The organism is Streptomyces sp. NPDC096012, from assembly GCF_040426375.1.
Taxonomy (GTDB): Bacteria; Actinomycetota; Actinomycetes; order Streptomycetales; family Streptomycetaceae; genus Streptomyces.
In genome coordinates this window covers 21,066-46,292 of record NZ_JBEOTD010000052.1, presented here as the reverse complement: position 1 = coordinate 46,292, position 25,227 = coordinate 21,066, and the positions used below count along the sequence as shown (strand labels likewise).

19 protein-coding genes and 1 pseudogene are annotated in these 25,227 nt (G+C 72.4%); 12 read left to right on the top strand and 8 right to left on the bottom strand.

The genetic code is table 11. The features are described from left to right. Nucleotides 1–118 precede the first annotated feature (118 nt). The 3 genes from ABVB68_RS33335 to sucC form a co-directional block, all read right to left on the bottom strand. Nucleotides 119–1,684 (bottom strand): aldehyde dehydrogenase family protein, encoded by a 1,566-nt coding sequence (locus ABVB68_RS33335; RefSeq protein ID WP_353604923.1) that lies wholly within the window; start codon nucleotides 1,682–1,684, stop codon nucleotides 119–121. A gap of 397 nt (nucleotides 1,685–2,081) precedes the next feature. After that, on the bottom strand, nucleotides 2,082–2,963 hold the full coding sequence (gene sucD, locus ABVB68_RS33330; RefSeq protein ID WP_353604922.1) for a succinate--CoA ligase subunit alpha: 882 nt from the start codon (nucleotides 2,961–2,963) through the stop codon (nucleotides 2,082–2,084). Continuing rightward, entirely contained in the window at nucleotides 2,948–4,105 is a 1,158-nt protein-coding gene (sucC, locus tag ABVB68_RS33325) for an ADP-forming succinate--CoA ligase subunit beta (RefSeq protein WP_353604921.1), read from the bottom strand. The genes sucD and sucC overlap by 16 nt, the downstream gene beginning before the upstream one ends. Nucleotides 4,106–4,316: 211 nt before the next feature. Between sucC and ABVB68_RS33320 the strand changes: the two genes are divergently transcribed. The 5 genes from ABVB68_RS33320 (at nucleotide 4,317) to ABVB68_RS33300 (ending at nucleotide 12,323) form a co-directional block, all read left to right on the top strand. Then, on the top strand, nucleotides 4,317–5,999 hold the full coding sequence (locus ABVB68_RS33320) for a thiamine pyrophosphate-binding protein (protein WP_353604920.1): 1,683 nt from the start codon (nucleotides 4,317–4,319) through the stop codon (nucleotides 5,997–5,999). Between the two features lie 10 nt (nucleotides 6,000–6,009). After that, nucleotides 6,010–7,251: a formyl-CoA transferase gene (gene frc / locus ABVB68_RS33315; RefSeq protein WP_353604919.1), complete on the top strand. Its 1,242-nt coding sequence runs from the start codon at nucleotides 6,010–6,012 to the stop codon at nucleotides 7,249–7,251. 4 nt (nucleotides 7,252–7,255) lie between these two features. Next, a complete protein-coding gene (locus ABVB68_RS33310) occupies nucleotides 7,256–9,400 on the top strand; it encodes an acetate--CoA ligase family protein (RefSeq protein ID WP_353604928.1) in 2,145 nt (714 codons plus the stop codon). Nucleotides 9,401–9,520: 120 nt separating this feature from the next. After that, the gene (locus ABVB68_RS33305; RefSeq protein WP_353604918.1) at nucleotides 9,521–10,912 is read left to right on the top strand and encodes an MFS transporter; all 1,392 of its coding nucleotides are present in this window, start codon (nucleotides 9,521–9,523) and stop codon (nucleotides 10,910–10,912) included. A 1-nt stretch (nucleotide 10,913) separates the two neighbouring features. Further along, entirely contained in the window at nucleotides 10,914–12,323 is a 1,410-nt protein-coding gene (locus ABVB68_RS33300) for an OFA family MFS transporter (protein WP_353604917.1), read from the top strand. Between the two features lie 283 nt (nucleotides 12,324–12,606). Here the strand turns inward: ABVB68_RS33300 and ABVB68_RS33295 are convergent, their stop codons facing one another. The 4 genes from ABVB68_RS33295 to ABVB68_RS33280 all read right to left on the bottom strand — a co-directional run bounded on the left by ABVB68_RS33295 (nucleotide 12,607) and on the right by ABVB68_RS33280 (nucleotide 15,965). Continuing rightward, on the bottom strand, nucleotides 12,607–13,284 hold the full coding sequence (locus ABVB68_RS33295) for a GntR family transcriptional regulator (protein WP_353604916.1): 678 nt from the start codon (nucleotides 13,282–13,284) through the stop codon (nucleotides 12,607–12,609). Nucleotides 13,285–13,448: 164 nt separating this feature from the next. Continuing rightward, complete coding sequence (locus ABVB68_RS33290; protein ID WP_353604915.1) at nucleotides 13,449–14,396, bottom strand: beta-ketoacyl-ACP synthase III; 948 nt, start codon at nucleotides 14,394–14,396, stop codon at nucleotides 13,449–13,451. Between the two features lie 137 nt (nucleotides 14,397–14,533). Continuing rightward, nucleotides 14,534–14,662: an MFS transporter small subunit gene (locus tag ABVB68_RS33285; RefSeq protein ID WP_353604914.1), complete on the bottom strand. Its 129-nt coding sequence runs from the start codon at nucleotides 14,660–14,662 to the stop codon at nucleotides 14,534–14,536. Continuing rightward, nucleotides 14,637–15,965 carry an OFA family MFS transporter gene (locus ABVB68_RS33280; RefSeq protein ID WP_353604913.1) on the bottom strand — a complete coding sequence of 443 codons (1,329 nt, stop codon included), beginning with the start codon at nucleotides 15,963–15,965 and terminating at the stop codon, nucleotides 14,637–14,639. Before ABVB68_RS33280 ends, ABVB68_RS33285 begins: the two co-directional genes overlap by 26 nt. 234 nt (nucleotides 15,966–16,199) lie before the next feature. Here ABVB68_RS33280 and ABVB68_RS33275 point away from each other — a divergent pair, with 234 nt between their 5' ends. The 6 genes and pseudogenes from ABVB68_RS33275 to ABVB68_RS33250 all read left to right on the top strand — a co-directional run. After that, a complete protein-coding gene (locus ABVB68_RS33275) occupies nucleotides 16,200–17,171 on the top strand; it encodes a 2-dehydropantoate 2-reductase (protein WP_353604912.1) in 972 nt (323 codons plus the stop codon). Next, the gene (locus ABVB68_RS33270) at nucleotides 17,168–19,087 is read left to right on the top strand and encodes a molybdopterin oxidoreductase family protein (RefSeq protein WP_353604911.1); all 1,920 of its coding nucleotides are present in this window, start codon (nucleotides 17,168–17,170) and stop codon (nucleotides 19,085–19,087) included. Before ABVB68_RS33275 ends, ABVB68_RS33270 begins: the two co-directional genes overlap by 4 nt. A 4-nt stretch (nucleotides 19,088–19,091) precedes the next feature. Then, nucleotides 19,092–20,915 carry an NADH-ubiquinone oxidoreductase-F iron-sulfur binding region domain-containing protein gene (locus ABVB68_RS33265; RefSeq protein WP_353604910.1) on the top strand — a complete coding sequence of 608 codons (1,824 nt, stop codon included), beginning with the start codon at nucleotides 19,092–19,094 and terminating at the stop codon, nucleotides 20,913–20,915. Then, nucleotides 20,912–21,772, top strand: coding sequence for a 2Fe-2S iron-sulfur cluster-binding protein (locus ABVB68_RS33260; RefSeq protein ID WP_353604909.1), 861 nt, complete (start codon nucleotides 20,912–20,914; stop codon nucleotides 21,770–21,772). Before ABVB68_RS33265 ends, ABVB68_RS33260 begins: the two co-directional genes overlap by 4 nt. A gap of 7 nt (nucleotides 21,773–21,779) precedes the next feature. Then, entirely contained in the window at nucleotides 21,780–22,628 is an 849-nt protein-coding gene (fdhD, locus tag ABVB68_RS33255) for a formate dehydrogenase accessory sulfurtransferase FdhD (RefSeq protein WP_353604908.1), read from the top strand. 153 nt (nucleotides 22,629–22,781) lie between these two features. After that, nucleotides 22,782–22,901 (top strand): annotated as a pseudogene (locus tag ABVB68_RS33250) (zinc-binding dehydrogenase); the annotation flags it as partial. A 99-nt stretch (nucleotides 22,902–23,000) separates the two neighbouring features. Here the strand turns inward: ABVB68_RS33250 and ABVB68_RS33245 are convergent. After that, the gene (locus ABVB68_RS33245; protein WP_503006445.1) at nucleotides 23,001–24,044 is read right to left on the bottom strand and encodes a bile acid:sodium symporter family protein; all 1,044 of its coding nucleotides are present in this window, start codon (nucleotides 24,042–24,044) and stop codon (nucleotides 23,001–23,003) included. Nucleotides 24,045–24,248: 204 nt separating this feature from the next. Between ABVB68_RS33245 and ABVB68_RS33240 the strand changes: the two genes are divergently transcribed. Continuing rightward, on the top strand, nucleotides 24,249–25,118 hold the full coding sequence (locus tag ABVB68_RS33240) for a LysR substrate-binding domain-containing protein (protein ID WP_353604907.1): 870 nt from the start codon (nucleotides 24,249–24,251) through the stop codon (nucleotides 25,116–25,118). The last annotated feature ends 109 nt before the right edge of the window (nucleotides 25,119–25,227 follow it).

The window sequence follows — 25,227 nt, the reverse complement described above, 5'->3', positions numbered from 1 at the left end:
GCGTCTGCCACCCCGCCCGGCATCTGCACGGCTCAACCGTGATCTGCACCGCGCACGGGCCGCGCACCGCGCACGGGGCATGCCCCGCCCGCCTTCGCACCGGCCGGCCCTCGCGAGGTCACGGCATGAGCTGGTACTCCGGGAAGTTTCCGGGCAGCCGCTCCCCCGCCGGTCCCCGGGTGACCGCGCGCACCAGCAGTTCGCCGCCGACGAAGGCGCCGCGCCAGGACGCGCCGAACCCGCCGAACAGCTCGTCCCGGTCACCGCGGGATCGGGGCACGCCGTGGCCGGTCTTGAAGGCGCGGATCTGCGGGGCGAGCCGTTCGTAGGTGGCACGGTCGTCGGTGGCGAGGGTGGCCGCCAGGGCGCCGTTGGACGCGTTCATGGCGGCCAGCAGTTCGGCCTCGGTGTCGACCAGGACGATCGTGTCGACCGGGCCGAACGGCTCCGCGTGATGGAGCGGGGAGGAGGGCGGCGGGTTGAGCAGGGTGACGGGGTGGACGTACGCGGAGGTGTCCTGGCCGGGCAGGAAGCGCGCGGCCTCTGGGCGGCCGCGGTACAGGGGTACGGCGCCCCGGTCGATCGCCTCGGCGACCTGGTCGGCGAGTTCCTTGGCCTTGGCCGCGTTGATCAGCGGGCCGAAGTCGAGGTCCGGCAGGGGGTCGGCGGGGTCCGCGACGGCGAGCGGGTGGCCGACGCGGACGCTCCCGACCGCCGGCAGATAGGCGGCCAGGAAGGCGTCGAATAGGGAGCGCTGCACGACGAACCGCGGGTATGCGGTGCAGCGCTGCTTGCCGTAGTCGAAGAGCCTGGGGATCAGTTCGGTCAGCCGTGGCCAGTCGGAGAAGTCCCACACCCCCCAGGTGTTCAGTCCCTCCTGTTCCAGGATGTGCCGTTTGCCGAGGTCGGCGACGGCGGTGGCGACGGCGGCGCCGGTGTCGCGGCCGCCGACGAACGACACGCAGCCGATCTCCGGCGCCCGGACCAGCGCCTGGTTCAGCTCGCGGCCGCTGCCGCCGACCAGGGTGACCGGCACCCCCTCGCGCGCGGCCAGCGCCGCGGCGAGGGTGAGGCAGGCCACCCCGCCGTCGGTCGGGGTCTTGGCGATGACCGCGTTGCCGGCCAGGGCCTGGACGAGGACGGCGTGCACGAGGACGCTCATCGGATAGTTCCAGCTGGCGATGTTGGAGACGGGTCCGTCCAGCGGGGACCGGCCGGTGAGCATGGGTCCGATGCCGTCGACGTACCAGCGGACGCCGTCGATCGCCCGGTCGACGTCCGCGCGGGCGAGCCGCCAGGGCTTGCCGATCTCCCAGACGAGCAGCAGGGCGAGCAGGTCGCGGTGTTCGGCCAGTGCGTCCAGGGTGGCGGCGATCCGGGCCCGCCGTTCCGGCAGGGGCACGTGCCGCCAGGCGCGGTGCTGGTCGAGGGCGGCGCGTACGGCGCGCTGGGCGGTGGCGCCGTCCAGCCGCGGGGCGCCGGCGATCGGGGTGCCGTCCACGGGCGTGGTCGCCGGGAGCGTCCGCCCGCCGGGCCGCCAGGCGGCGTCCCAGAGATTGAGGACGTGGTCGTCCCGGAAGGCCTCGGGGGCGGCGGTCCGGCAGCGCCGCCAGGCGTCCGCGTAGGCGGTGCCGGGTTTCAGGACGGCCGGGGACTCGGGGGTCGGGCTGAGGGTGGGTGCCATAACGTCGTCTCCGCTCTCGCTGCACGGTCGGGGCGGGGGTGGACAGCCGTAGGTGGTGCCGGGCAGGACCCGCTCACGTTCGGAACGGGCGTGAACAGCCGTACGTGGTGCCGGGCAGGGCCCGCTCACGATCGGAACGGACGCGAACAGTCGTACGTGGTGCCGGGCAGGACCCGCTCAGGGTCCGGGCGGGGCTGAACAGCCGTAGGTGGTGCCGAGCAGGACCCGCTCACGGTCCGGGCGGCGTTGGACAGCCGTAGGTCGTGCCGGGCGGAGGCCGCCCTCGATCGGAACGGGCGTGGACAGCCGAACCTGGCGCCGGACATGGCCCGCTCGCAGTCCGAGCGGGATGAACCGGTGCGTGACGCAGCCGAACGCGCCGCCCGCCAGAGCTCGCTCAGCCGCCGGTCAGGGCGTCCATGACCAGTCGTGCCGTCTCGCTCGGGGTGCCGCCGACCCGGACCCCCGCGGCCTGCAGGGCCTCCTGCTTGGCCCGGGCCGTGCCGGTGGAGCCGGAGACGATGGCGCCGGCGTGGCCCATGGTGCGGCCCTCCGGCGCGGTGAACCCGGCGATGTAGCCGACGACCGGCTTGGTGACGTGGTCGCGGATGTAGGCGGCGGCGCGCTCCTCCGCGTCGCCGCCGATCTCGCCGATGAGGACGACGAGTTCGGTGTCGGGGTCGTCCTGGAAGGCGGCCAGGCAGTCGATGTGTGTGGTGCCGACGACGGGGTCGCCGCCGATGCCGACGCAGGTGGAGAAGCCGATGTCCCGCAGTTCGTACATGAGCTGGTAGGTGAGGGTGCCCGACTTGGACACCAGTCCGATGCGGCCGGGCTTGGTGATGTCGGCGGGGATGATGCCCGCGTCGGACTGGCCGGGGCTGATCAGGCCGGGGCAGTTCGGGCCGATGACCCGGGTGCCCTTGCCGCGCGCGTAGGCGGTGAAGGCGACGGTGTCGTGGACCGGTATGCCCTCGGTGATGACGACGGCGATGCGGACGCCCGCGTCGGCGGCCTCGGTCACCGCGGCCCTGGCGAAGGCCGGGGGCACGAAGACGACCGTGACGTCGGCGCCGGTCGAGCGGACGCCGTCGGCGACGGACCCGAAGACCGGGATCGTCCGGCCGTCGAAGTCGACGCTCCGCCCCGCCTTGCGCGGGTTGACCCCGCCGACCACGTCCGTACCGGCCGCGAGCATGCGCCGGGTGTGCTTCATGCCCTCGGCGCCGGTCATGCCCTGCACGAGGACCTTGCTGTCCTTGGTCAGATAGATGGCCATGTGCCGGCTCCCTGGTCCGCGTGGGCGAGTTCGGCGGCCCGGCGGGCGGCGCCGTCCATCGTGGTGACCTGTTCGATCAGCGGGTGCGCGCGCTCGCCGAGGATCGCGCGGCCCCGGGCCGCGTTGTTGCCGTCGAGGCGGACGACCAGCGGCCTGGTCAGCCGGATCCGGTCGACGGCCGCCACGATCCCGTCGGCGACCGCGTCGCATGCGGTGATCCCGCCGAACACGTTGACGAACACCGACCGCACGGCCGGGTCGGCGAGGATCACCGCCAGTCCGTCTGCCATGACCTGCGCGGAGGCCCCGCCGCCGATGTCGAGGAAGTTCGCGGGGCGGGCGCCGCAGCCGGCGACCACGTCCAGGGTCGACATGACCAGCCCCGCGCCGTTGCCGATGACGCCGACCTCGCCGTCGAGCCTGACGTAGTTGAGCCCGCGGTCCGCGGCCATCGCCTCCAGCGGATCGGCGTGCTCGTCGGCGTCCGCGCCCCAACGTGCCTGCCGGAAGCGCGCGTTGTCGTCCAGGGTGACCTTGCCGTCGAGGGCGAGGATCCGCCCCTGGGCGGTGCGCACCAGCGGATTGACCTCGACGAGCAGCGCGTCCTCGTCGGCCAGTACCCGCCACAGCCGCATCAGGACGTCGGCGGTCTGCGGTGGCAGCCCGGCCGCGCTCGCGATCCGTCCGGCCAGGGCGGAGGTCACGCCCTCGGTCCGGTCGACCGGGATCCGGGCGACCGCCTCGGGCCGGCTCGCGGCCACCTCCTCGATGTCCATGCCGCCCTGCGCGGAGGCGATGGCGAGGAAGCCGCCGGCCGTCCGGTCGAGCACATAGGAGACGTAGAACTCCTCGGCGATGTCGACGGGTTGGGCGAGCATCACCTGGCCGACCCGATGGCCCCTGATGTCCATGCCGAGGATCTGCCGTGCCGTCAGTTCGGCGGCCGCCGGGTCGGCGGCGAGCCTGACTCCGCCCGCCTTGCCGCGGCCGCCCGTCTTCACCTGGGCCTTGACCACGGCCCGGCCGCCGAGCCGGCGCGCGATCTCGCGGGCCTCCTCGGGGGAGTCGGTGACCTCCGCCCGCGGCACCGATATGCCGTACTCCTCGAAGAGTTGCCTTGCCTGGTGTTCGTACAGGTCCATTCCGGCTCCTGTCTGCGAGGTCGCCAGCGGCTCCGGGGGCGACGGCCGAGGCGGCCGGATTCCGGTGACCCAAAAGTGCGTTCGCCCCCTGGACACCACCCACCGGATGCGGGATAACAAGCTTCATACAGTATTCGTCGACTGTATGCAATCTACTGCATACAGCGCGCCGTGAGCCGCTCGCACCCCGACGAAAGGGACGGACTCCGCCATGCCCGACGACACCCAGGACGTCATCTCCGGTGGTCATCTCGTTGCCAAGGCGCTCAAGGCCGAGGGGGTCGACCGCATCTACACGCTGTGCGGCGGCCACATCATCGATATCTACGACGGCTGCGTCGACGAGGGCATCGAAGTCGTCGACGTACGCCACGAGCAGGTCGCCGCCCACGCCGCCGACGGCTACGCGCGCATCACCGGACGGCCGGGCTGCGCGGTCGTCACCGCGGGGCCCGGTACCACCGACGCCGTCACGGGGGTCGCCAACGCCTTCCGCGCGGAGTCCCCGATGCTCCTCATCGGCGGTCAAGGCGCCCTCACCCAGCACAAGATGGGCTCCCTGCAGGACCTGCCGCACGTCGACATGATGACGCCGATCACCAAGTTCGCGGCGACGGTGCCGGACACGGCACGCGCGGCCGACATGGTGTCGATGGCCTTCCGCGAGTGCTACCACGGAGCGCCCGGCCCCGCCTTCCTGGAGATCCCCCGTGATGTCCTGGACGCCAAGGTGCCGGTCGCGAAGGCCCGGGTGCCCCGCACCGGCGCCTACCGCGCCTCGACCCGCTCGGCCGGCGACCCGGAGGCGGTCGAGCGCCTCGCCGACCTGCTGGTGCACGCAGAGAAGCCCGCGATCCTGCTGGGCAGCCAGGTGTGGACCACCCGGGGCACCGAGGCCGCCGTCGAGCTGGTGCGCACGCTGAACATCCCGGGGTACATGAACGGTGCCGGCCGCGGCACCCTCCCGCCCGGCGACCCCCACCACTTCCAGCTCTCGCGCCGCTACGCGTTCTCCCACGCCGACGTCATCGTGATCGTCGGCACGCCCTTCGACTTCCGCATGGGCTACGGCAAACGGCTGTCCCCGGACGCCACGGTCGTGCAGATCGACCTCGACTACCGCACCGTCGGCAAGAACCGCGACATCGACCTGGGCATCGTCGGCGACGCCGGCCTGGTGCTGAAGTCGGTGACCGAGGCCGCCTCCGGACGGATCGACGCGGGCGCGGCCCGGCGCAAGGAGTGGCTGGAGGAGCTGCGCTCGGCGGAGCGGACGGCGCTCGACAAGCGGCTGCCGCAGCTGCGGTCCGACGCCTCGCCCATCCACCCGTACCGACTGGTCAGCGAGATCAACGACTTCCTCACCGAGGACTCGGTCTACATCGGCGACGGCGGTGACATCGTCACCTTCTCCGGGCAGGTGGTGCAGCCCAAGTCGCCGGGCCACTGGATGGACCCGGGCCCCCTCGGCACTCTCGGCGTCGGCATCCCCTTCGTGCTCGCCGCGAAGCAGGCGCGCCCGGACAAGGAGGTCGTCGCCCTCTTCGGGGACGGCGCCTTCTCCCTGACCGGCTGGGACTTCGAGACCCTCGTCCGCTACGACCTGCCCTTCGTGGGCATCGTCGGCAACAACTCCTCGATGAACCAGATCCGTTACGGCCAGGCCGTCAAGTACGGCAAGGAGCGCGAGCGGGTCGGCAACACCCTCGGCGACGTGCCGTACGACGAGTTCGCGCGGATGCTGGGCGGTCACGGCGAGGAGGTCCGCGACCCCGCCGACATCGGTCCCGCTCTGCGCCGGGCCCGCGAGTCCGGCAAGCCGTCCCTGATCAACGTCTGGGTCGACCCGGACGCGTACGCCCCCGGAACCATGAACCAGACGATGTACAAGTGAGGTGGACCGCATGACCACAACGCCCACCAGGGCCCTGGACGGCATCCGGGTGCTGGACATGACGCACGTCCAGTCCGGTCCCTCCGCCACCCAGCTGCTCGCCTGGCTCGGTGCCGACGTCGTCAAGCTGGAGGCGCCGTCCGGCGACATCACCCGTACGCAGCTGCGGGACCTGCCGGACGTCGACTCGCTCTACTTCACGATGCTCAACTGCAACAAGCGGAGCATCACGCTGAACACCAAGACCGAGCGCGGCAGGGAGATCCTCACCGAGCTGATCCGGCGCTCGGACGTCATGGTCGAGAACTTCGGCCCCGGCGCGGTCGACCGGATGGGCTTCACCTGGGACCGCATCAAGGAGATCAACCCGCGGATCGTCTACGCCTCCATCAAGGGGTTCGGGGACGGCCCGTACACCGGTTTCAAGGCCTACGAGGTCGTCGCGCAGGCCATGGGCGGGTCGATGTCGACCACCGGTTTCGAGGACGGGCCGCCGCTGGCGACCGGGGCCCAGATCGGAGACTCGGGCACGGGTGTGCACGCCGTGGCGGGGATCCTCGCGGCGCTGTTCCAGCGGGAGCGGACCGGGCGGGGGCAGCGGGTCAACGTGGCCATGCAGCACGCCGTGCTCAACCTGTGCCGGGTGAAGCTGCGCGACCAGCAACGCCTGGCACACGGGCCGCTCCGGGAATACCCCAACGACGACTTCGGCACGGAGGTTCCCCGGTCCGGGAACGCCTCGGGCGGCGGCCAGCCCGGCTGGGCGGTCCGATGCGCGCCGGGCGGTCCGAACGACTACGTGTACGTCATCGTGCAGCCCGTCGGCTGGAAGCCGATCAGCGAACTCATCGGCCGGCCCGAACTCGCGGCCGATCCCGAGTGGGCGACACCCGAGGCCCGGCTGCCGAAGCTGAACAAGATGTTCCAGCTGATCGAGGAGTGGTCCAGCACGCTCCCCAAGTGGGAGGTCCTGGACCGGCTCAACGCGCACGGCATCCCGTGCGGCCCGATCCTGTCCACCAAGGAGATCATCGAGGACGCCTCGCTGGCCGCCAACGAGATGGTGGTGCGCGTCCCGCACCCCGAGCGCGGCGAGTTCGTGACCGTCGGCAGTCCGCTCAAGCTCTCCGACTCCCCCGTCGACGTGCGCACCTCGCCACTGCTCGGCGAACACAACGCCGAGGTCTACGTGGGTGAACTGGGCCTCGGTGACGAGGAACTGCGCCTGCTGAAGTCGAACGGGGTGATCTGACGTGATGGCGGAAGACCGGGAGCTGAGGGTGCGCGCTCTCCTCGACGCCGTGCGGGCCGAGGGCCGTACCACGCTGACGGCGCCCGAGGGCAAGGTGCTCGCCGACGCCTACGGGATCACCGTGCCGGGCGAGGAGCTGGCGGCGGACGTCGACGAGGCGGTGGCCGCGGCGGCGCGCTTCGGCCGGCCGGTGGTCATGAAGATCGTCTCGCCGGACATCCTGCACAAGACCGAGGCCGGCGGGGTGGTCGTCGGGGTCGAGGGCGCGGCCGAGGTGCGGGCCGCGTTCCACCGGATCGTCGGGAACGCCCGCGCCTACGACGCCGGGGCCCGCATTCTGGGCGTGCAGGTGCAGGAGTTGCTGCCGCGGGGCCAGGAGGTCATCGTCGGCGCGGTCACCGACCCGACGTTCGGGAAGGTGGTGGCGTTCGGGCTCGGCGGGGTGCTGGTCGAGGTGCTGAAGGACGTGACCTTCCGGCTGGCACCGGTCGGCGCCGACGAGGCGCTGTCGATGCTCGACTCGATCCGGTCGGCACAGATCCTGCGCGGCGTGCGCGGACAGGCCGGGGTGGACCGGTGGGCCGTCGCGGAACAGATCCGGCGGGTCTCCCAACTGGTCACGGACTTCCCGGAGATCGCGGAGGTCGACCTCAACCCGGTGATCGCGACGGCGGACGGCGCGGTCGCCGCCGACATCCGGGTGATCCTCGCCGGCGAGCAGCCGGTGCCTCGGAGGACGTACACCCGCGAGGAGATCCTCGCGTCCATGCGGCGGTTGATGCAGCCGGCGTCCGTCGCCGTGATCGGTGCCTCCAACGAGCCGGGCAAGATCGGCAATTCGGTGATGCGCAACCTCCTCGACGGCGGCTTCGCCGGGGAGATCCATCCGGTGAACCCCCGGGCCGATGACATTCTGGGCCGCAAGGCGTACAAGAGTGTCACGGACGTTCCCGGTGAGGTGGATGTGGCCGTCTTCGCCATTCCCGCCAAGTTCGTGGCCGCGGCTCTGGAGGAGGTGGGACGCAAGAGGATACCCAACGCCGTCCTCATCCCCTCCGGGTTCGCGGAGACCGGCGAGCACGAACTCCAGGCACAGATCGTGGAGATCGCCGAACGGCACGGCGTCCGCCTGCTGGGCCCGAACATCTACGGCTACTACTCCACCTGGCAGGACCTGTGCGCCACGTTCTGCACGCCGTACGACGTGAAGGGCGGCGTGGCGCTGACGTCGCAGTCCGGTGGTATCGGCATGGCCATCCTGGGCTTCGCCCGCACCACGAAGACCGGGGTGTCGGCGATCGTCGGCCTCGGCAACAAGTCGGACCTGGACGAGGACGACCTGCTGACCTGGTTCGGCGAGGACCCGCACACCGAGTGCATCGCCATGCACCTCGAAGACCTCAAGGACGGGCGGGCGTTCGTGGAGGCGGCCCGCGCCACCGTGCCGAAGAAGCCGGTCGTCGTGCTGAAGGCGGGGCGTACGGCGGCGGGCGCGAAGGCGGCCGGTTCGCACACGGGGGCCCTCGCCGGTGACGACGCGGTGTACGACGACATCCTGCGGCAGGCGGGCGTCATCCGGGCACCGGGCCTGCGCGACATGCTGGAGTACGCGCGGGCGCTGCCCGTACTGCCCGCCCCGGAGGGCGACAACGTCGTGATCATCACGGGGGCCGGCGGCAGCGGCGTCCTGCTGTCGGACGCGGTGACGGACAACGGGCTGTCCCTGATGGAGATCCCGCCCGACCTGGACGAGGCGTTCCGCCGGTACATCCCGCCGTTCGGCGCGGCCGGCAACCCCGTCGACATCACCGGAGGCGAGCCGCCGTCGACGTACGAGGCGACGATCCGGCTGGGGCTGGAGGACCCCCGCGTCCATGCGCTCGTGCTCGGCTACTGGCACACCATCGTCACCCCGCCCATGGTCTTCGCCGAACTGACCGCACGCGTGGTCGCCGAGTTCCGCGAGCGGGGGATCGAGAAGCCGGTCGTGGCGTCGCTGGCCGGGGACGTCGAGGTCGAGGAGGCCTGTCAGTACCTGTACGAGCGGGGGGTCGTGGCCTACCCGTACACGACCGAGCTGCCGGTGGCCGTGCTCGGCGCGAAGTACCGGTGGGCGCGGGCGGCCGGCTTGCTGGGGGGCGGCTCATGAGGTGAGTGAGCGGGGGCCGGCCGGCGGTGCGCGTCGGCCGGCCCCGGGACCCGCGCGCGCACGAAAGGCATGGGACAGGGGGCGCTGGCCAGTTCTTTCGACGCAAGGGGTACAGCCGCAATGGAAACCACCGATCCACCCTCCTCCCCGCTGTGCCGGGAGGTGAGGGACTGCAAGGGGCGCGTGTACCGGGTCGGCGAGAGCGATGCCGACCTCATGGGCCGCGGCCGCGTCTGGATGGTCGTCCTGCCCTGGCTGGGCGTGACGGGCATCGCCTGTGCCGCGTACGCCGTCGTCGCCGCGTGGGACGGCCTTCGTGACGCCCACCGGTGGGGTGCCGCGGAACTCCGCCTGCCGGCGGGCCTGTGGGTGCTGTGCCAGGCCGCCGTGGCCCTTCCCGCCGGGCTGCTGCGGGAGAACCGCCGGCTGCCTGCCCGCGCGGTCGTGACGACCGGCGCGTTCGGCACCCTCCTCGGATGCCTCTCGCTCGCGTTCGCCCCGAACCTCCCGGTCGCCGCGCTGGGCTTCGGGGTGGTCGGCGGCGCCGGCGCCGGCCTCGTCCACGCGACCTGCCTGACGCTGCCCGGCAAGTGGTATCCCGAACGCCGTGGCGGTCCGACGGGCCTGGTGGCGAGCGGCTGGGCCTTCGGGGCCGTACCGTTCCTCCCGGTCCTCGATCCCGTGCTCGGCCGGGCCGACCACCGGGCCCTGCTGGCCGTGACCGGGGCGGGCGTGTGCCTCGTGGTGGCGTCGGCGGGCCGGTTCTTCCGGGATCCGCCGGAGAACTGGTGGCCGCCGGACGCCGAACCGCTCCGGGTGCCGGCCGATCCCGTCGCCCGGCGTGTGCGGGAGAAGAATCCGCCCGCCGTGCGCCAGTGCACGCCGAGGGAGGCCGTCCGCACCCCGGCGCTGTGGCTCATGTGCCTGTGGGTGCCGGGCACGGCCGGTGGCGCGGCCCTCGGCGCCGGCTTCCTGGTGCCGTTCGGCCGGGCGGCGGGCTTCACCGAGGGGGCCGTGCGGGCCGCGCTGACCCTGGCCGTGGCGGCCGGCGCGGGGGCGGTGGCGGTCGGTGCGCTCTCCGACCGCGTCGGGCGGCGCACCACCGTGCTCGCGGCCTGTCTGGTGCTGGGCGGCGCGCAGTTCGGGGCGCTGGCCGCGGGCGCCTTCGGCGGTGTGCCGCTCTTCCTCGGCTGCGCGGCGGCCACCGGGCTCGCCGGTGGCGCGGTCCTTCCGCTGGCCGCCGCGACGGCCGCCGACCACTTCGGCGAGAACCACAGTGCGAGCGTCTACGGGCTGGTGGTGGCCGTTTCCCTGGCCGTCGCCGTGCTCGCCGCCGGACTCGGCACGGCGGCCGGCACTCCCGGCGGCCACGATCCGCACGGCGCCCTCGTCCTGGCGGGCTGCACCGGGCTCGCCTGCGCCGTGCCGGCGCTCTTCCTCAAGGCTCCGGGCCGGCCCAGTGCCCGGCGCATCGTCCCCAATCCGCACCCCCTCGGCGAGGAGATGGCCTGACATGACGGCAGATCCCACGACAGCAAGGAACACTCCGGCCGACCCCGGCACGCCGAACCGCCCGTACCGTGAAGTGACCGACGCCCGGGGCCGGATCTACCGCGTCGGTGAGACGGACCGGGACATCCTCGGCCACTCGCGCAAGTTCATGGTGTATCTCCCGTGGATCTCCATGATGGCCATCAGCGTCTCCGAGTACGCCTACGGCTCCGCGGAGGACACCCTGTCGTCGGCCCACGGCTGGAGCCAGAGCAACACGTTCTGGATCCTGAGCGTCTGGGTCTTCTTCCAGGCGGGCATCGCCTTCCCGGCAGGCTGGCTGCGCGAGCGCGGCGTGCTCACGGCACGGCGGGCCATGTACACGGGTTCCGGGATGTGCCTGCTCGGCTTCCTGGCCCTCTCCCACCTCGACAACGTACTGCTGGCCGTCGTCGGCTTCGGTGTGGTGGGCGGTGTCGGCTCCGGGCTGATCTACGCGACGTGCATCAACATGGTCGGCAAGTGGTTCCCGGAGCGGCGCGGCGCGAGGACCGGCTTCGTCAACGGCGGCTTCGCCTACGGCTCGCTGCCCTTCATCTTCATCTTCAACTACGCCTTCGACACCGGGAACTACCACACGGTGCTCGATCTGATCGGCGTCTACGTCCTGGCCGTGGTCGCGGTCTGCGCCTTCTTCTTCAAGGACCCGCCGAAGAACTGGTGGCCGGCCGACGTCGACCCGCTGTCGCACACCGGGAACGGCAAGAGCTCCGCGAGCCTGGCGAAGAACCCCCCGGCGGTGCGCCAGTACACCCCCAAGGAGGCGATCCGGAGCGGCATGCTCCCGCTGATGTGGATCACGGTGGTGATGACCGCGGGCGTGTCGATCTTCGGGATCTCCTTCCAGGTCGACTTCGCCAGGGACATCGGCTTCGGGCCCCTGGTGGCGGCCTCCTCGATGGGCGTCATGGCCGTCATCAACGGCATCGGACGCGCGGTGGTCGGCTGGCTGTCCGACCTGTGGGGCCGCAAGTCGACGCTGGTGTTCGTCATCGTGGTGCTCGGGCTCGCCCAGTTCGGCGTCATCTGGGCCGGTGACATGAAGAACGAGTGGCTGTTCCTGTTCTTCGCCTTCCTCTCCGGCTTCGGCGGCGGCGCGTTCTACCCGATGTTCGCCGCGCTGACCCCGGACTACTTCGGTGAGAACTACAACGCCACCAACTACGGCCTGGTGTACAGCGGCAAGCTGGTCAGCGGGCTGTTCGGCGGCGGACTCGGCTCGATGGTGGTGGGCGCCTGGGGCTACAACGGCGCCTACGCGCTGGCCGGCGGTGTCTCGATGGTGGCGGCGGGGATCGCCCTGCTGCTGCGCCAGCCGGGCCGGACCGACGCCGGGCAGGCACCGGCCACCGACCCGCGGCCGGCCGCCTGACGGCCCCGCACTCCCCCACCGGCCCGCCCGGCCGGCTCCCCTCCGGTGCTCCGCCCGTCACGCGCGGAGCACCGGAGGGCTTCGTACGTCTCACCCGGGGGCGCCGGGGCGGCCGGTTACGGCCGGCGCGCGCACAGGCGACGGACACGGGCGGCTGACGACTGACGGCCGGCGCTGACGGCTGACGGCTGACGGCTGACGGCTGACGGCCGGGAACGAGCGTCGGGCGACAGGCGGGCGCTCGGGCGCCGGGCTCAGGCGGGTGTCGACAACGGGTGCCGGTTCAGCTCGCGTTGCGGTCGTGGTACGAGCGCCGGGTGTGCTCGGTGTGTTCCCGCATCAGGCGAGTGGCGCCCTGTTCGTCACGGGCGGCGATCGCGGCGATCAGTTCACGGTGCTCGATCCACGACTGCCGGCCGCGCTGCCGGGCCACCGGCGTGTAGTACCAGCGGACGCGCCGGTCGACCTGGGCGGCGAGTTCGGCGAGGACCGTGTTGCCGGCCAGCTCCATCACCTTGGTGTGGAAGGCCGCGTTGAGGGCGACCGCACGGTCGACCTCCTCGGCCGCCACCGCCTTCTCGCCCTCGGCGCACAGCTCCTCCAGGAGGGCGATGCCGGGGCCGTCCGCGTGCGCCGCGGCCAGCCGGGCCGCCTCCGCCTCCAGCAGCGTGCGGACCGTCAGGAGCTGGTCGGCCTCTTCCTCGGTGGGCTCGTGCACGAACGCGCCCTGGGCGGGCCGCAGATCGACCCAGCCCTCGGTGTTCAGCCGCTGGAGCGCCTCGCGCACCGGCTGCCGGGAGACGCCGAGGTGCCCGGCGAGCTCGCTCTCCACGAGATGCTGGCCGGGCTGCAGGGCGCGCGTGGTGATCAGTTCCAGCAGTGCCTCGTAGACACGGTCACGCAACGGGCCGGGCCGTTCCAGCTTCGGCACGGCTCCCTGCGGCAGTCCGGTCGACAACATCGCGTCCCCCTCCTGAGCTGGCTGCCGTACACGGCGGGCGGTCCGCGGTACACGGTGGACTGCCCACTATGGATTGTCTTTCGTCTACAGTCTACGGTGCACAAAAGCCAGAGGAGGCGGGAGTCGAGCGGGTCACAAGGTCCGGCGCGCCCCCGTGGAGGGGTTCACGGGCACCGCACGACCTGCCCGGCGTACGACAGGTTGCCGCCGAAGCCGAACAGCAGGGCCGGGTCCCCGCTGCGGACCGCGCCCCGTTCGATCAGCTTGGACAGCGCGAGCGGGATGCTGGCCGCGGAGGTGTTGCCGGACTCGGTGACATCGCGGGCGATCACCGCGTTGACCGCGCCGAGCTTCTCGGCGAGCGGCTCGATGATCCGCAGGTTCGCCTGGTGCAGGACGACCGCGGCCAGGTCGGCGGGGTCGATGCCGGCCTTCAGGCAGGCGCGCCGGGCGATGGGCGGCAGCTGGGTGGTGGCCCAGCGGTAGACGCTCTGCCCCTCCTGGGCGAACCGGGGCGGGGTGCCCTCGATGCGCACCGCGTTCCCCATCTCGGGCACCGATCCCCACAGCACCGGCCCGATCCCGGGCTCCTGGCCCGGCGGGCACGCCTCGACCACGGCGGCTCCCGCCCCGTCGCCGACCAGGACGCAGGTGGTGCGGTCGGCCCAGTCGGTGACCTCGGACATCTTGTCCGCGCCGATGACCAGCGCCCGGCTCGCCGCGCCCGCCCGGACGGCGTGGTCGGCGGTGGCGAGGGCGTGGGTGAAGCCGGCGCAGACGACGTTGACGTCCATGGCGGCCGGCTGCGGGATGCCGAGGCGGGCGGCCACCCGGGCGGCGGTGTTCGGGGACCGGTCGATCGCGGTCGAGGTGGCGACGACGACCAGGTCGACGTCGCCCGGCGTGAGGCCGGCGGCGGCGAGGGCCTTGGCGGCGGCGTGGGCCGCGAGCTCGTCGACCGGTTCGTCGGGGCCCGCGATGTGCCGGGTCAGGATGCCCACCCGGCTGCGGATCCACTCGTCACTGGTGTCGACCATGCGGGCCAGTTCGTCGTTGGTGAGCACCCTGGCGGGCTGGTAGTGGCCGACGGCGGCGATGCGCGAGCCGATCATGTCGTGGGTTCCCCTCGTTGCCGTGGGTGGCGGGTCCCCAGTCTGATCAGTGACTCGCGGGTACGAGGACAGGTGAAGCCACAGGAAACGGGCGCCCGAGTTGTCGGCTTCGCCTAGACCCTCGGACGCCCGAGCACTCATCCGGTGAACAGTTGTGTCGCCTTCTGTACGAGTTCGTACACCCCGTAGACGAGGGGTGCTCCCACCCACAGCCAGGCCAGGGCGATCAGGCCCCGGCGCTCAGGCGGACTGGTGTCGCTGGGCATCGGCGGCCTTTCTCGGGGCGGGGAGGTGGTGGCGGACGTGGACGGGGCGGACGAGTTCGTTGGCGGCGAAGCCCACGGCGAGCAGGCCGATCATGATGCCGAACGAGAGCCCGTACAGCGAGGAGCCGTGCCTGCCGGCCGCTTCCTGCCGGTCGGCGATCCAGTTGACGATCAGCGGCCCGAGGATGCCCGCCGTCGACCAGGCGGTGAGCAGCCGGCCGTGGATGGCACCGACCTGGTACGTGCCGAAGAGGTCCTTCAGGTAGGCGGGGATCGTCGCGAAGCCGCCGCCGTAGAAGGAGAGGATCACCAGCGCGCAGAGCACGAACAGCGGCTTCGACGCATCGCCGAACAGCGCGATGAGCAGGTACATCAGCGCGCCGACGCCGAGGTAGACGCGGTAGACGTTCTTGCGTCCGATCAGGTCGGAGGCGGACGACCAGCCGATCCGGCCGGCCATGTTCGCGGCAGACAGCAGCGCGACGAAGCCGGCGGCCGCGGAGGCCGACACCGGGGCGGCGGTGTGCGCGAAGAAGTCCGTGATCATCGGGGCGGCCTTCTCCAGGATCCCGATCCCGGCGGTGACGTTCGTGCACAGCACGACCCACAGGAACCAGAACTGCGGCGTGCGCACCGCAGTGCGGGCGGACACCTGCACGCCGTCGGAGGCGGCAGGGCCGCCGTCCGCGGGCTTCTCGGTGCGGGGGACGCGCACGAGCAGCACGCCGAGCGACATGAAGACGGCGTACGTCAGGCCGTGGACGAGGAAGGCGAGCGCGATCCCGGAGTGGCCGGTGCCGAACGACCGGAGCATCTGCGCCGACCAGGGCGAGGCGATCAGCGCACCGCCGCCGAAGCCCATGATGGCGATGCCGGTGGCCATGCCCGGGCGGTCGGGGAACCACTTGATCAGGGTGGAGACGGGCGAGATGTAGCCGATGCCGAGGCCGATGCCGCCGACGAAGCCGTAGCCGAGGACGATCAGCCAGAACTGCTTCGTCTGGGCGCCGAGCGCGGCGATCAGGAAACCGGAGGAGAAGCAGGCGAGGGCCACGGACATCGCCCAGCGGGGCCCCTTGCGTTCCACGAGCGTGCCGCCGAACGCGGCGGACAGCCCGAGCATCACGATCGCCAGCTGGAAGGGCAGTGCGCTCTGGGTGCCGTCGAGATCGAGCGCGGACTCCAGCGACGGTTTGAACACGCTCCAGGCGTAGGCCTGGCCGATGGACAGGTGGACGGAGAGGGCGGCGGGCGGGACGAGCCAACGGCTCCAGCCCGGCGGTGCGAGAGGGGGGCTGCTCATGATGCCGGACGGTAGGGCGGGAGCCGTGTGTTGAGAAGGTGCGGCGTCGACCGTATGCGGTGAACGGTATGCGGACTGCGCTCAACGGTCGCCGGCCGCGCACCGGTTGCCGCGCGCACCCTTGCCGCGCACTTCTCCATACTGTAGACAATATTTCGTCGACAGGATTCAGCCGAGCGTGTTCCGGCTCCTCCACCACCTCCGCGGTATCCCTCAAACCGAACGGAGCGTTCCGTGAAAGTCGCAGTCCTCGGCGCCGGTGCGATCGGCGCCTATGTCGGTGCCGCGCTCCACCGCGCCGGCGCCGACGTGCATCTCGTCGCCCGTGGACCGCACCTGGCGGCCATGAGGCGGCACGGTGTACGGGTGCTCAGCCCGCGCGGGGACTTCACCGCGCACCCCCACGCCACCGACGACCCGGCCGAGGTCGGCCCGGTGGACCACGTCTTCCTGGGCCTGAAGGCGAACGCGTACGCGGCGTGCGGGCCGCTGATCGCGCCGCTGCTGCACGAGCGCACCACCGTGGTGGCCGCGCAGAACGGCATCCCCTGGTGGTACTTCCACCGGCACGGTGACCCCTACGACGGCCGGCGCCTGGAGAGCGTGGACCCGGGCGGGGCGGTCAGCGCGGTCCTGGCGCCCGAACGGGCCGTCGGCTGCGTCGTCTACGCGGCCACCGAACTCCAGGCACCCGGGGTGGTCCGGCACCTGGAGGGCACCCGGTTCTCCGTCGGCGAGCCCGACCGGAGTGTGTCCGCGCGCTGCCTGGACCTCAGCGAGGCGATGCGGGCCGGCGGGCTCAAGTGCCCCGTGGAGCGGGACCTGCGCGCCGACATCTGGCTCAAGCTGCTGGGAAACATCTCCTTCAACCCGATCAGCGCCCTGGCCCGCGCCACCATGCGGCAGATGTGCCGGCACGGCGGCACCCGCCGGGTCATCGAGACGATGATGCGCGAGACGCTCCGCGTCGCCGAGGTGCTGGGCTGCGAGGTCGGCGTCTCCATCGAGCGGCGGCTCGCGGGCGCGGAGCGCGTCGGCGACCACCGCACCTCCACGCTCCAGGACCTGGAGCGCGGCAAGCCGCTGGAACTGGACGTGCTGCTCGCGGCCGTCATCGAACTCGCGGACATCACCGGCGTCGAGGTGCCCACACTGCGCACCGTGCACGCCATCTCGGACCTGCTCGCGCTGAGGAGCGCCGCATGAGGAAACGGCAACCGAAGACCTACACCCGGCTCACCCACCCGCTGGTCCGGGACACCCGTGAGGGGCCGCTGCGGCCGGCCGGCTGGGAGGAGGCGCTGGACCGGGCGGCCCGGGGCCTGGAACGCAACCGGGGCGCGTTCGGCCTGTTCTCCTGCTCCCGGGCCACGAACGAGACGAATTACGTGGCGCAGAAGTTCGCCCGGGTCGTGATGGGCACCCACAACGTCGACTCCTGCAACCGGACCTGCCACGCCCCCAGCGTCGCGGGCCTGTCGGCGGCGTTCGGCTCGGGCGGCGGCACGTCGTCGTACGAGGAGATCGAGCACACCGACGTCATCGTCATGTGGGGCTCCAACGCCCGCTTCGCGCACCCGATCTTCTTCCAGCACGTGCTGAAGGGGATCAGGAACGGCGCCCGGATGTACGCCGTCGACCCGCGCCGGACGTCCACCGCCGAGTGGGCGGAGAGCTGGCTCGGCCTCAACGTCGGCACCGACATCCCGATGGCGCACGCGATCGGCCGCGAGATCATCCACGCCGGGCTCGCCAACGAGGCGTTCATCGCGCGGGCGACCACCGGTTTCGAGGAGTACCGCACGCTGGTCGAACCGTGGACGCCGTCGCTGGCCGAGAAGGTGACCGGGGTACCCGCACGTGCCATCAGGGAGCTGGCGCACGCCTACGCCCGCGCCGAGCGCGCCCAGCTGTGCTGGACCCTCGGCATCACCGAGCACCACAACGGCACCGACAACGTCCGCGCGCTGATCAACCTGTCCCTGCTCACCGGCCATGTGGGGCGCTACGGCTCCGGGCTGCAGCCGCTGCGCGGCCAGAACAACGTGCAGGGCGGCGGGGACATGGGCGCGATCCCCAACCGCCTGCCCGGATTCCAGGACATCCTCGACGCCGAGGTACGGCTGAAGTTCGAGTCGGCCTGGGACACGGTGATCCCGCCGTACCACGGACTGAACCTCACCGAGATGTTCGAGGCGATGGAGACGGGCTCGCTCAAGGCCGTGTACTGCATCGGGGAGAACCCGGCGCAGTCGGAGGCGGACAGCGAGCAGGCCGTACGGCGGCTGCGCGCGCTGGACTTCCTGGTCGTGCAGGACATCTTCCTCACGAAGACCGCCGAACTGGCCGACGTGGTGCTGCCGGCGACCGCCGGGTGGGCGGAGACGGAGGGCACGACCACCAACAGCGAGCGCCGGGTGCAGCGGGTGCGCCGCGCCGTGGCCCCGCCCGGCGAGGCCCGCGAGGACATCGACATCATCTGCGCGCTGGCCGGCCGGCTGGGCCACGACTGGAAGTACCCCGACGCGGAGGCCGTCTGGAACGAGCTGCGGTCGGTCTCCCCCGACCACTACGGGATGACGTACGCGCGGCTGGCGGAACACCAGGGCATCCAGTGGCCCTGCCCGGACCCCGTACGGCTCGAACCGCCGTACCTGCACGGCAGGTTGTGGGAGAGCGATCCCGGCAGGCGCGGGGCGCCCGCGCCGTTCGGCCTGGTCCGGCACGATCCGCCGGTGGACCTCACCGACGAGCGGTACCCGATCCGGCTCACCACCGGGCGGCGCCTGGACTCGTACAACACCGGTGTGCAGAGCGGTGGTTTCGCCTCACCGCTGCGGCGCGGCGAGTACGTGGAGCTGTGCCCGGAGGACGCCGAGCGGTACGGGGTCGTGGTCGGCGAGGAGGTCCGGGTCTCCTCGCGGCGCGGGGCGGTGGTGGCGCCGGTGTGGATCGACACCGCGCTCCGGCCGGGCCTGGCCTTCATGACGATGCACTTTCCCGACGAGGTGGACACCAACCAGCTGACGATCGAGGCGAACTGCCCGATCGCGGGGACGGCGGAGTTCAAGGCGTCGGCGATCCGGATCGAGAAGCTCCCGGCCACGACGAATGTGAGGTGAGGGCGTGGACCTGCACTTCGGCGACAGCAAGCCGACGGACGAGGAACGGGCGGCCGTGGACGCCCTGCTGGGGCCGCCGGAGTCCTCCTGGGAGGGCGCCGACCGCACCGACGCCGACCTGAGGTGGGCGCGCGGCGGCCGGGAGGCCCGTGACCGGCGCGACCTGCTGCTGCCGGGGCTGCACGCCCTGAACGACCGCGTCGGCTGGATCAGCGAGGGCGGCCTCGCCTACCTGTGCCGCAGACTGACCGTGCCTCCGGCCGAGGCGTACGGCGTCGCCACCTTCTACGCCATGTTCTCGGTCCGGCCGCGTCCCGCGACGGTCCTGCGCGTCTGCACCGACCTGGCGTGCACGGCGGCCGGGGCGGACCGGCTGTGCGCCGGCGCCGAGGCCCGGCTCGGCCCCGGCAGCGGGGTGAGCGTCGAGCGCTCCCCGTGCCTCGGACTGTGCGAACGCGCCCCGGCGGCCCTCGCGGTCCGGGCGGGCGAGCAGGTCCGTACGGCCGTGTCGGCCCCGGCGTCCGTCACGGCGGCCGTCCGCGCGGCGAGCGCACCGGACGCGGCGCCCGAGGAGCCGCCGGCCGTGGCGGCGGTGCCCCAGGCGGGGGATCCCTCGCTGCTGCTGCTGCGCCGCGTCGGCGTGGTCGATCCGTCCTCGCTGGACGACTATCGCGCGCACGGCGGCTACGCGGCCCTGCGCCGGGCCTTCGAGCTGGGGCCGTCCGGAGTGATCCGCGAGGTGACCGACTCGGCCCTGGTCGGGCGCGGCGGCGCCGCGTTCCCCACCGGCCGCAAGTGGCAGGCCACGGCGTCCCAGCCGGACCGTCCGCACTATCTGGTGTGCAATGCCGACGAGTCCGAGCCCGGCACCTTCAAGGACCGGGTGCTGATGGAGGGCGACCCGTTCGCGCTCGTGGAGGCGATCACGATCGCCTCGTACGCGGTCTCCGCGCACCGGGCGTTCGTGTACGTCCGCGGCGAGTACCCGCGGGCGATCCGGCGCCTCGGGCACGCGATCGGCCAGGCCCGCGCCCGGGGCCTGCTCGGCGACGACATCCTCGGCCAGGGTTACAGCCTGGACATCGAGATCAGGCGGGGTGCCGGCGCCTACATCTGCGGCGAGGAGACGGCCCTGTTCAACTCCATCGAGGGCTACCGGGGCGAACCGCGCTCCAAGCCGCCCTTCCCGGTCGAGAAGGGCCTGTTCGGCAGGCCGACGGCCGAGAACAACGTGGAGACGCTGGTCAACGTCCTGCCGATCCTGACGATGGGCGCCCCGGCGTACGCGGCGATCGGCACCGCGGGCTCCACCGGGCCGAAGCTGTTCTGCGTCTCCGGCAGCGTGGCCCGCCCCGGGGTGTACGAACTGCCGTTCGGGGCCACGCTGCGCGAACTGCTGGAGCGGGCCGGGGTGCGTCCGGGGCTGCGGGCGGTGCTGCTGGGCGGGGCGGCGGGCGGGTTCGTGCGGCCCGACGAACTGGACATCCCGCTCACCATCGAAGGCACCCGTCAGGCCGGCACCACGCTCGGCTCCGGGGTGGTGATGGCCTTCGACGACAGCGTGCCACTGCCCCGGCTGCTGCTGCGCATCGCCGAGTTCTTCCGGGAGGAGTCCTGCGGGCAGTGCGTGCCGTGCCGGATCGGGACCGTGCGGCAGGAGGAGGCGCTGCGCCGGATCGCCGAGCGCACCGGGACGGCCGCCGCGGCGGACGTCGCCCTGCTGCGGGAGGTCGGCCGGGCGATGCGGGACGCCTCGATCTGCGGTCTCGGGCAGACCGCGTGGAACGCCGTGGAATCCGCCATCGACCGACTGGGGGCGTACGAATGACCATCACACCGCTGGGGATCCCGCGCCGGCTGCTGGAGTTCACGCTCGACGGCGAACCGGCGCGCGTCCCGGAGGGCTCGACCGTCCTGGACGCCTGCCGGGCCGCCGGGAAGGACGTGCCGACGCTGTGCCAGGGCGACACCCTGCGGCCGAAGAACGCGTGCCGGGTCTGCGTGGTCGAGGTGGAGGGCTCGCGGACCCTGGTGCCGGCCTGCTCCCGCCGCGCGGAGCCCGGCATGGAGGTCCGCACGGACACCGAGCGGGTCCGGCACAGCCGGAGACTCGTCCTGGAGCTGCTCGCCTCGGCCGTCGACCTGTCGACCACCCCCGGGGCGGCCGAGTGGATCAAGGAGTACGAGGCGAAGCCGGACCGGTTCGGTCCCGGCGCGGCCCGGCTGAACGAGGAGCCGAGGATCGACAACGAGTTGTACGTGCGCGACTACGGCAAGTGCATCCTGTGCTACAAGTGCGTCGACGCCTGCGGTGACCAGTGGCAGAACACCTTCGCCATCTCGGTCGTCGGGCGGGGTTTCGATGCGCGGATCGCCGTCGAGCAGGACGCGCCGCTGACCGACTCGGCGTGCGTCTACTGCGGGAACTGCATCGAGGTGTGCCCGACGGGGGCGCTGTCGCCCAAGTCGGAGTTCGACATGCGGGCGGCGGGTACCTGGGAGGAGTCCCGCCAGACGCGGACGAGCACGGTGTGCGCGTACTGCGGGGTGGGCTGCACGCTCACGCTCCATGTGCAGGACAATGAGATCGTCAAGGTCACCTCGCCGCACGACAACCCGGTGACCCACGGCAACCTCTGCATCAAGGGCCGTTTCGGCTACCAGCACGTACAGAACCGGGGCTGATCAGACCATGGGACGAGTGACGGAACGCCGCAAGGTCCTCCGGATCCGGGAGGGGGCGGTCTCCACCCGGCCGGACACGCTCGTCGCCGAGGAACCACTGGAGATCCGGCTGAACGGCAAGCCGCTCGCGATCACCATGCGCACGCCGGGCGACGACTTCGCGCTCGCGGCGGGGTTCCTGGTGAGTGAAGGCGTCCTGGCCACCGCCTCCGACCTGCAGAACATCGTCTACTGCGCGGGGGCGACCGCGGACGGCACGAACACCTACAACGTGGTCGACGTGCGGACCGCGCCCGGCGTGCAACTGCCGGACTTCACCCTGGAGCGGAACGTGTACACGTCCTCCTCCTGCGGGCTGTGCGGCAAGGCCAGCCTGGACGCGGTGCGCACGACCGCCCGCTGGCCGATCGCCGACACTCCGGCGGTCCGGGTGACCCCCGAGCTGCTGGCGAGCCTGCCCGAGCGTCTGCGGGAGGCCCAGCGGGTGTTCGACCGGACCGGCGGCCTGCACGCGGCGGCGCTGTTCACCGAGGGCGGGGAGCTGCTGGACATCAAGGAGGACGTCGGCCGGCACAACGCGGTGGACAAGCTGGTCGGGCGGGCGCTGCAGAACGGTGACCTGCCGTTGTCCCGGACGATCCTGCTCGTCTCGGGCCGGGCCTCCTTCGAGCTGGCGCAGAAGGCGGTGATGGCGGGCATTCCGGTGCTGGCCGCGGTGTCCGCGCCGTCGTCGCTGGCCGTCGACCTGGCCGCGGAGACGGGCCTCACCCTGGTGGGATTCCTGCGGGGCAGCTCCATGAACGTGTACGCGGGTGAGGACCGGATCGCCCTGCGGGAGGCGGCCGCCCAGGGCTGACCGGTTCCCCGCGGCACGGCGGCGGGGCCCCGCCGGCGGGGAGCGCCCCCTGCGCCCCGGGGCCCCGCCTCACCTCCACCGCCGGCCGGTGCGCACCATCCGCACCCCCGAGTCCGCTCGCACCCCGGCCGACGACCTGGGGCCCGGGTTCGGTTCGCCGAAGGCGCCGTGCGGCCCGCCGTGTACGGGGAGTTCGCCCTGGAGGACGCGGCGAAGGCCCACGCGGCGATCGAGGACCGGGTCAACCTCGGCAAGGTCGTCCTGCGTCCGTAACCGCCCGCACGCTCCTTGTGAGCCGCCCGCGCCCCACCACCTTCGACACGGCGGCGGGCGCTCAGCGCCGAGGAGCTGCCGGACCCGAGGGTGCTGCGGTCACCTGAGGACACGGTCCTGCGGCTGCCCCTGGACCGCGTGCGGGGCTGACTCGCGCGCCGGGTCCCGGGACGGCTCCGGATCGCGGGCCCGGCGCTTGGCGATGACGGCGCACACCATCAGCTGCATCTGGTGGAAGAGCATCAGCGGCAGCACGGCGAGGGAGGCGTGGGAGGCGAACAGGACGCTCGCCATGGGCAGCCCCGAGGCGAGGGACTTCTTCGAGCCGGCGAACTGGATGGCGATCCGGTCCTCCCGGCCGAAGCCGAGCGCCTTGCCGCCGTACCAGGTCAGCGCGAGCATCACGGCCAGCAGTACGGCCTCGACGGCGAGCAGCCCGGCCAGCCGGACGGGGCTGACCTGGTGCCAGATGCCCTGGGCCATGCCTTCGCTGAACGCGGTGTAGACGACGAGCAGGATCGAGCCGCGGTCGACCAGCCCGAGGGCCTTCTTGTGGCGGGTGATGAACGCGCCGATCCAGCGCCGCAGCAGCTGCCCGGCGAGGAACGGCACCAGCAGCTGCAGCACGATCTTCACCAGCGCGTCGGTGGAGAACCCGGCGCCGCTGTTGCCGAGCAGCGCCGCCGCGAGCAGCGGGGTGAGGACGATGCCGGCGAGGGAGGAGAAGGAGCCGGCGCAGATGGCGGCCGGCACGTTTCCCCGGGCGATCGACGTGAACGCGATGGACGACTGGATCGTGGACGGCACCAGGGTCAGGAACAGCAGGCCCTGGTAGAGGGGCTGCGTCAGCAGGACCGGCACCACACCGCGCAGGGCGATCCCGAACACCGGGAAGAGGACGAAGGTGCAGACCAGCACCGTGACGTGGAGCCGCCAGTGCCTGAGCCCGTCCAGCGCCTCCCGGGTGGACAGCCGGGCGCCGTAGAGGAAGAACAGGAAGGCGATCGCGGCCGTGGAGGCGCCCGAGGCCACGTCGGCGGCGGTGCCCCGGGCCGGGACGAGCGTCGCGAGGCCCACCGTGGCGAGCAGCAGCACGATGTACGGGTCGATCGGCATCCAGTTCGGCCAACGCAGGCGTTTCACGGTGCTCCGTTTGCTGTGCGGGTCTGTACGTGTCGGCGGACGGTGTCCGCACGGGTCGGGGGTACGGCGTCCGTACGTGTCGGGCGGCCTGCGGTCCGGGGCCGCGGCGCCCCTCTCCATCGTCCTCCCTCCCTCGCCGATCGGGAATCCGGCATACCACTCTGACTGTCATCGTCTTCCATGATGACGGGGTAAGCTGCGGCCGTGTACGACCCGACGCGGCTGCGGACGTTCCTGGCGGTGGCCCAGACGCTCAGCTTCACGCAGGCCGCCCACCGGCTGGGCCTGCGCCAGTCGACGGTCAGCCAGCATGTGCGGCGGCTGGAGGAGGCCGTCGGCCGGCAGCTGTTCTCCCGGGACACCCACTCGGTGGAGCTGACCGAGGACGGCGAGGCGATGCTGGGTTTCGCCCGCCGGATCCTGGAGGTGCACGAGCAGGCGTCGGCGTTCTTCACGGGCACGCGGGTGCGCGGCCGGCTGCGGTTCGGGGCCTCCGAGGACTTCGTCCTGACCCGGCTGCCGGAGATCCTGGAGGGCTTCCGCCACGACCATCCGGAGGTCGACCTGGAGCTGACCGTGGAACTGTCCGGCACGCTGCACGAACAGCTGGCCGCCGGGAAGCTCGACCTGGTGCTGGCCAAGCGGCGCCCGGAGGATCCCCGCGGTGAGCTGGTCTGGCGCGACGACCTGGTGTGGATCGGCGCCGAACGGCTCCGCCTGGACGCCGACCGGCCCGTACCGCTGATCGTGTATCCGCCGCCCGGCATCACCCGGGCCCGCGCCCTGGAGGTTCTGGACCGGCAGGGCCGCGAGTGGCGGATCGTGTGCACGAGCGGCAGCCTCAACGGGCTGATCGCGGCGGCCCGCGCCGGCCTCGGGGTGATGGCGCACTCCCGCCGCCTCATCCCGCCGGGCCTGTCGCGGCTGCCCGACCGGGCGGGTCTGCCCGAACTGGGCAGGGTCGACTTCGTCCTCGTCCACGGCCCGCGCCGGGCTGCGGCCCAGGACGCGGCGAACGCCCTGGCGGCGGCGATCCTGACGGGCGGCGACCACCTGCGCCACCACAGCGGCTGACGGACCCGCCCGCACGACCGCCCCGCCCGGCACCGGACCGCGGCCGGTCCACCCGGCCGCGGCTCCCGCGCCACAAGCGGACGGCGAGGGGCCCGCACGAGCGGTTCCA